General features: G+C 37.0%; 5 protein-coding genes. All 5 read left to right on the top strand.

Annotated elements, in window-relative coordinates:
- Positions 1 to 7: 7 nt before the first annotated feature.
- The 5 genes from hflX (at position 8) to purT (ending at position 6,101) form a co-directional block, all read left to right on the top strand.
- Complete coding sequence (gene hflX / locus J3U63_RS07645; protein ID WP_267333978.1) at positions 8 to 1,303, top strand: ribosome rescue GTPase HflX; 1,296 nt, start codon at positions 8 to 10, stop codon at positions 1,301 to 1,303.
- Between the two features lie 23 nt (positions 1,304 to 1,326).
- Entirely contained in the window at positions 1,327 to 2,541 is a 1,215-nt protein-coding gene (hflK, locus tag J3U63_RS07650) for an FtsH protease activity modulator HflK (RefSeq protein ID WP_267348570.1), read from the top strand.
- 14 nt (positions 2,542 to 2,555) lie between these two features.
- Positions 2,556 to 3,518, top strand: a complete 963-nt coding sequence (gene hflC, locus J3U63_RS07655) for a protease modulator HflC (protein WP_416379602.1) — start codon at positions 2,556 to 2,558, stop codon at positions 3,516 to 3,518.
- A gap of 18 nt (positions 3,519 to 3,536) precedes the next feature.
- The gene (locus tag J3U63_RS07660; protein WP_267333975.1) at positions 3,537 to 4,835 is read left to right on the top strand and encodes an adenylosuccinate synthase; all 1,299 of its coding nucleotides are present in this window, start codon (positions 3,537 to 3,539) and stop codon (positions 4,833 to 4,835) included.
- 84 nt (positions 4,836 to 4,919) lie between these two features.
- Positions 4,920 to 6,101 carry a formate-dependent phosphoribosylglycinamide formyltransferase gene (gene purT, locus J3U63_RS07665; protein ID WP_267333974.1) on the top strand — a complete coding sequence of 394 codons (1,182 nt, stop codon included), beginning with the start codon at positions 4,920 to 4,922 and terminating at the stop codon, positions 6,099 to 6,101.
- The last annotated feature ends 310 nt before the right edge of the window (positions 6,102 to 6,411 follow it).

The raw sequence follows: 6,411 nt of genomic DNA on the forward strand, positions 1-6,411 counted from the left end.
AATCTGATTGTTTGAGCGATATAAAGGCGGGGAATCTGCCTTATTAGTCCATGTATTCTTCCCTCAAGAAAGCGATATCGAGGATCTGAAAGAGTTTGAAGTACTTGTTTCTTCTGCTCAAATTGAGATTCTCGATATTGTGACAACCTCAAGAAAAGCACCACAAGCTAAATATTTTATTGGTGAAGGGAAAGCCCTTGAAATTGCCGAAAAAGTTAAAGCGCTTGACGCATCAGTTATCTTAGTTAATCACACCTTAACTCCTACCCAAGAACGAAACCTAGAAAAATTATGTGAATGCCGTGTCGTTGATCGAACTGGGCTTATTTTAGATATTTTTGCACAACGTGCTAGAACTCATGAAGGTAAGTTACAAGTAGAATTAGCGCAGTTGCAGTATTTATCAACGCGTTTAGTTCGAGGCTGGACACACTTAGAACGACAAAAAGGTGGAATTGGTTTAAGAGGGCCGGGCGAAACTCAGTTAGAAACCGATAGACGTTTAATTCGTCATCGTATTCAATTGATATTATCTAGGCTTGCTAAAGTTGAAAAACAGCGCAATCAAAATCGACAATCAAGAAATAAAGCCGATCTACCTACTGTCTCGTTAGTTGGTTATACTAATGCTGGTAAATCAACACTATTTAATTCATTAACGCATGCCGATGTTTATGCTGCCGATCAATTGTTTGCAACGCTTGATCCGACTTTAAGACGCATTAATGTTGAAGATGTTGGCGAAGTCGTATTAGCCGATACAGTCGGATTTATTCGTCATTTACCTCATGACCTTATTGCTGCTTTTAAAGCAACATTACTCGAAACCCAAGAGGCCGCACTTTTATTACATGTGATTGATGCATCCGATCCAAACCTATTAGATAATATACATGCTGTAGAAGAGGTTTTATTAGAAATAGATGCCCATGATATTCCAACATTGATGGTAATGAATAAAATAGATTTAATGGAAGGTAAACAGCCTTGTATTGATCGTGACGAAAATGGTATGCCTATTCGTGTTTGGATTTCTGCTCAAAATGGTTTAGGATTAGATCTACTATTTACTGCATTAAAAGAAAGACTTGCTAGACAGATCCAAATTTGTCAATTAAGCTTACCTGTTCATTTAGTCAGGCTAAGAAGCCGTTTTTATCAGCTAAATGCAGTAGAACATGAAATTATAAATGAAGATGGTAGCTTTCAACTTGATGTGAGAATGCCGTCAATTGAATGGAATCGCCTCTGTAAACAAGAGCCAGATCTGTTATACTTAATTAATACGCAAAATAACAACTAATTGTTAAATGGAGCATATAAAATATGGCGTGGAATCAGCCCGGAAATAACGGACAAGATAACGATCCATGGGGAAATAATAATAAAAAACCTTCTAATTCATCCGGTGGTTTTTTAGATAAAATTAAAGACCTATTAAAAAAAGGTAATTCAAGCAATAATAATGGGGGTTCATCAAAAATTAAATTATCGATGAATAGCTCAAAAATTGTTATTGCAGTCATTGTTGTGCTTATTCTGATTTGGGGAATAAGTGGTTTTTATACTATCAACCAAAGTCAACGAGGTGTGATTACCCGTTTTGGACAGGTTCAACCAGAAATTATTCAACCAGGTTTGAATTGGAAACCTACCTTAATCGACAAAGTTTATGTCGTTGATACCCAAGGAACACGAAATTTTAATGTGCAAGGGTTCATTGTTACAACAGGTGAAAATTTAGTTTTTGTTGAAATGAATGTTCAGTATCGTATCAGCAATCCATTAAAATATTTATTTAATGTAACCAATGTTGAGGATAGTCTTCGTCAAGCTGCTGATAGTGCTTTAAGAACAGCGGTTGGAAGTTCTAATATCGATGCGATTATTTCCGATGGACGAGCTGCGCTTGAAAGCAGTACTAAAGATGAATTAGTTAATGTAATTACGCATTACGATATGGGGATTAACATTGTTGATTTGAACTTCCAAGTTGCTCGACCACCAGATGAAGTGCAAGATGCTTACGATGATGCTATTCGTGCTCAAGGTGATAGCGAACGTGAAATTAAACAAGCTGAAGCAGATAAAGTTCAGTTAGTGCAACAAGCAGAAGGTAAATCTGCAAGAATTTTAGCTGATGCTGATGCGTATAAAGTTCGTGTAGAACTTGAAGCGGCTGGTGATGTTGCACGTTTTGAAAAAATATTACCTCAATATAAGGCTGCCCCTCAAATCACTAAAGAGCGTTTATATATTGAAACAATGGAAAAAATATTAAGTAAAACTAATAAAGTTGTTGTGAATGATAAAAGTGGTAATTTAATGGTGTTACCGTTGGAGCAGTTATTAAAAAATAACAGCGAAAAAATGGCTACACCAACTACGTTGCCAAATCAAAACAGTGATTACAATTTTAATATGCCAAGCTCTTCTGATGCGATAAAAAGTGCACCTCAACCAACTAAAGAGTCACAAAATGGTGCTACAACCCGTAATAATAGTTCTACCAGCAATACGACGCGGACTATGGGACGATAAGGAGAAAAATGAATATGCGTAAATTATTGATTCCTATAGTTTTGATTTTAATCGGTGTGTTTTTTTCAAGTGTTTATGTTATTGAGGAAGGCACCCGTGGTGTTGTTTTAAGATTTAATAAAATAATTGGATTATCCGAACCTGGTTTACATTTTAAAATTCCAGGTATTGATAGTGTTAAAGTTATTGATGCTAAAATACAAACCACCAATAGTTCTAATAACAGTAAAGAACAACGTTTTTTCAATGTTCAAAAGAAAGAGTTGATAGTTGACTATTTTGTTCAATGGAAAATTGTTGACTTCAATCGCTATTATGAAACAGTTGCCGGTGGCAATAATGTTGAAGATTTACTACTTGCTCGTCTAAATGGTCGTTTAAGAGCGGAAATTGGTAAACTGAGTAATAAGGACATTATTAATGACTCGAATGCGGATACTAAATCGCGTAATTCTTTAATGATTCGAGTAAAAGATGCTTTAAATGGTACACATCAAGATTCTGTTGATAATGCACCAATAGACAAACTAGTTGCAGATACAGAAAAAGATCCCGAAAGTAGTAAAACGAGTCTACGCGCTTTTGGTGTTGAAGTCGTTGATGTACGTATTAAACAGATTAATTTCCCTGCTGAAGTTTCAGGTTCTATCTATGCCAGAATGCGAGCAGAACGAGAAGTCATTGCCCGCGATAAACGTTTTGAAGGCGTAAGAAAAGCGGAAGAAACTAGAGCGGCAGCGACACTTGAGGCAACAAAAATATTATCTGAAGCTGAACGACAATCACGAATTATTCGTGGTGAAGGTGATGCTAATGCAGCTAAACTTTATGCTGATGCCTTTGGTAAAGATATGGAATTTTTTAGCTTCATTCGAAGTTTAAAAGCTTATGAACAAAGTTTTATTGGTAATGACGTTATGGTTATTAGCCCAGATAGTGAATTTTTCCAATACATGAAACTAAAATCGAATAAATAACAGAATGAGTAATAGTCTATGAGTAATAATGTTGTTGTGCTAGGTACGCAATGGGGTGATGAAGGCAAAGGTAAAGTTGTTGATTTACTCACAGAAAAAGCAAAATATGTTGTTCGTTATCAAGGTGGACATAATGCTGGCCATACGTTAGTGATCAATGGCGAAAAAACAGTATTACATCTTATCCCATCAGGTATTCTTCGTCATGATGTTATAAGTATCATTGCGAATGGTGTAGTACTTTGCCCTGATGCGCTAATGAAAGAGATGAAAGCGTTAGAAGATAAAGGTATTCCGGTTAAAGACAGATTACTGATATCTGAATCTTGCCCTTTAATTCTACCTTACCATATTGCATTAGACCAAGCCCGTGAAAAAGCACGTGGTAGTAAAGCGATAGGCACCACAGGTCGAGGTATTGGCCCTGCATATGAAGATAAAGTCGCTCGTCGTGGACTTCGAGTTGGTGATTTACGTGATCGCCAAGCTTTTGCTGAAAAACTAAAAGAAGTAATGGAATATCATAACTTCCAATTAGTCAATTACTACAAAGCTCAAGCGGTTGATTATCAAAAAGTCCTTGATGACACATTAGCGATTGCAGATATTTTAGTGGCTATGATTGCAGATATTCCGACGCTATTAGAAGACGCTCGGAAGAAAGGCGAAAGAATCATGTTTGAAGGTGCACAAGGTACATTACTTGATATTGATCATGGTACTTATCCTTTTGTTACCTCTTCAAATACTACTGCTGGCGGTGTAGCGACAGGATCAGGTTTTGGTCCACGTTATGTTGGCTATGTGCTAGGTATTGTTAAGGCTTACTCTACTCGTGTCGGTGCAGGACCATTTCCAACAGAACTCTTTGATGATGTGGGTGAATATCTTTGCAAACAAGGTAATGAATTTGGTGCAACAACGGGTCGCCGTCGTCGTACTGGATGGCTAGATGCGGTTGCTGTTCGTAAAGCCGTACAACTAAATTCAGTTTCTGGTTTTTGTTTAACTAAACTTGATGTGTTAGACGGCCTTAAAGAAGTTAAAATCTGTGTTGGTTATCAATTACCTAATGGTGATGTGATTAACAATGCACCGGCTGCTGCTGAAGATTGGAGTTTAGTCAAACCTGTATATGAGTCTATGCCAGGATGGAGCGAATCAACGTTTGGTATTAAAAGTTATGATGCGTTACCACAAGCAGCAAAAAATTATATTAAACGGATAGAAGAGTTAACTGAAACCCCAATTGATATTATTTCAACAGGTCCAGATCGTAGTGAAACCATGATTCTACGTGATCCTTATCAAGCATAATAATTAGAAAATCGGGATATTGTTCCCGATTTTTTATTTTTAGGATATTAATATTAAAAATAGTTAACTGAGTATGAGGACATTATGGCTACAATTGGAACGCCGTTATCACCCACTTCAACTAAAGTTATGCTTTGTGGTGCAGGTGAATTAGCGAAAGAAGTCGTGATAGAGCTACAACGGTTTGGTTGTGAAGTTATTGCTGTTGATCGCTACGCTAATGCACCAGCAATGCAAGTTGCACATCGTTATCATGTAATCAATATGTTAGATGGCCAAGCTTTAAGAAAAGTTATCGAAGCTGAAAAACCTGATTATATCGTTCCAGAAATAGAAGCAATTGCAACTGACACTTTAGTCGAATTAGAGCAGCAAGGCTTTACAGTTATTCCTACAGCAAAAGCAACACAACTAACGATGAATCGAGAAGGTATTCGTCGGCTAGCCGCTGAAGAGCTAAAACTACCTACTTCACCTTACCGATTTGCTATAAATGAACATGAATTTAAAAAAGCGGTTGAAGAGATAGGTTTTCCTTGTTTTGTTAAACCCGTTATGAGTTCTTCAGGAAAAGGACAATCACTGATACGTAATCATCAGGACATTGAATTAGCATGGACATATGCACAAGCAGGCGGGCGAGCTGGTGGGGGTAAGGTTATTATCGAAGGTTTGGTGGATTTTGATTATGAAATTACTTTATTAACTGTTCGACATATCCATGGTGTTTCATTTTGTCAACCAATTGGTCATCGACAAGAAAAAGGTGATTATCGAGAATCTTGGCAACCTCAAGCGATGTCTGATAATGCACTAAAGTTAGCAAAGGAAATTGCAACTAAAGTAACTGATGCATTAGGCGGACGCGGTTTATTTGGTGTCGAATTATTTATTAAAGGTGATCAGGTTTGGTTTAGTGAAGTTTCACCACGTCCACATGATACCGGTATGGTGACGTTAATATCACAAAATCTTTCTGAATTTGCGCTGCATGCTCGAGCAATACTTGGTTTACCTATTCCTGTTATTGAACAATATGGCCCGAGTGCATCTGCTGTTTTATTAGTAGAAGGAGATTCTAAACAAGTTACCTTTGCTAATTTAGATAAAGCATTAAGTCAGCCACAAACAGATTTACGTTTATTCGGTAAGCCAGAAGTAAAAGCAACGCGCAGAATGGGTGTTGCGCTTGCTAGAGCACTAACGGTTGAGGAAGCGATTAGTAAAGCGAAGAATGCAGTAAAACAAATCACGATAAGCTTATAAAGTTACGTTTAGCTTAAAAAGCAATCACTCGATAAGAAAAATTTGAAATTTATAAAATTGGGGGTTGACGTAGGCAAATGAAGTGAGTAACATACGCAACCCTTGAGACAGCAAACTGAAACAACAAAACGTTTAGTTAAATTTAACGCTGTCAGCTCTTTAAAAAGAAGAAACAGACAATCTGTGTGGGCACTTGCGAGACGAAGAATTAAAAGTCTACGGACTAAAAAATTAAGTCTTGATAAGTGACACTGAAGATTCATTTGAATATGTCAGAGACAGTTATTGAGCATCAAACTTTAAATTGAAG

The sequence above is a fragment of the Gilliamella sp. B2838 genome, assembly GCF_026536185.1.
Lineage (GTDB): Bacteria > Pseudomonadota > Gammaproteobacteria > Enterobacterales > Orbaceae > Gilliamella.

What these genes read in the sequence shown, in the direction of transcription:
- hflK (WP_267348570.1), top strand. Translation starts at nt 1,327, where the DNA reads ATGGCGTGGAATCAGCCCGGAAATAACGGACAAGATAACGATCCATGG.
- hflC (WP_416379602.1), top strand. Translation starts at nt 2,556, where the DNA reads ATGCGTAAATTATTGATTCCTATAGTTTTGATTTTAATCGGTGTGTTT.
- J3U63_RS07660 (WP_267333975.1), top strand. Translation starts at nt 3,537, where the DNA reads ATGAGTAATAATGTTGTTGTGCTAGGTACGCAATGGGGTGATGAAGGC.
- purT (WP_267333974.1), top strand. Translation starts at nt 4,920, where the DNA reads ATGGCTACAATTGGAACGCCGTTATCACCCACTTCAACTAAAGTTATG.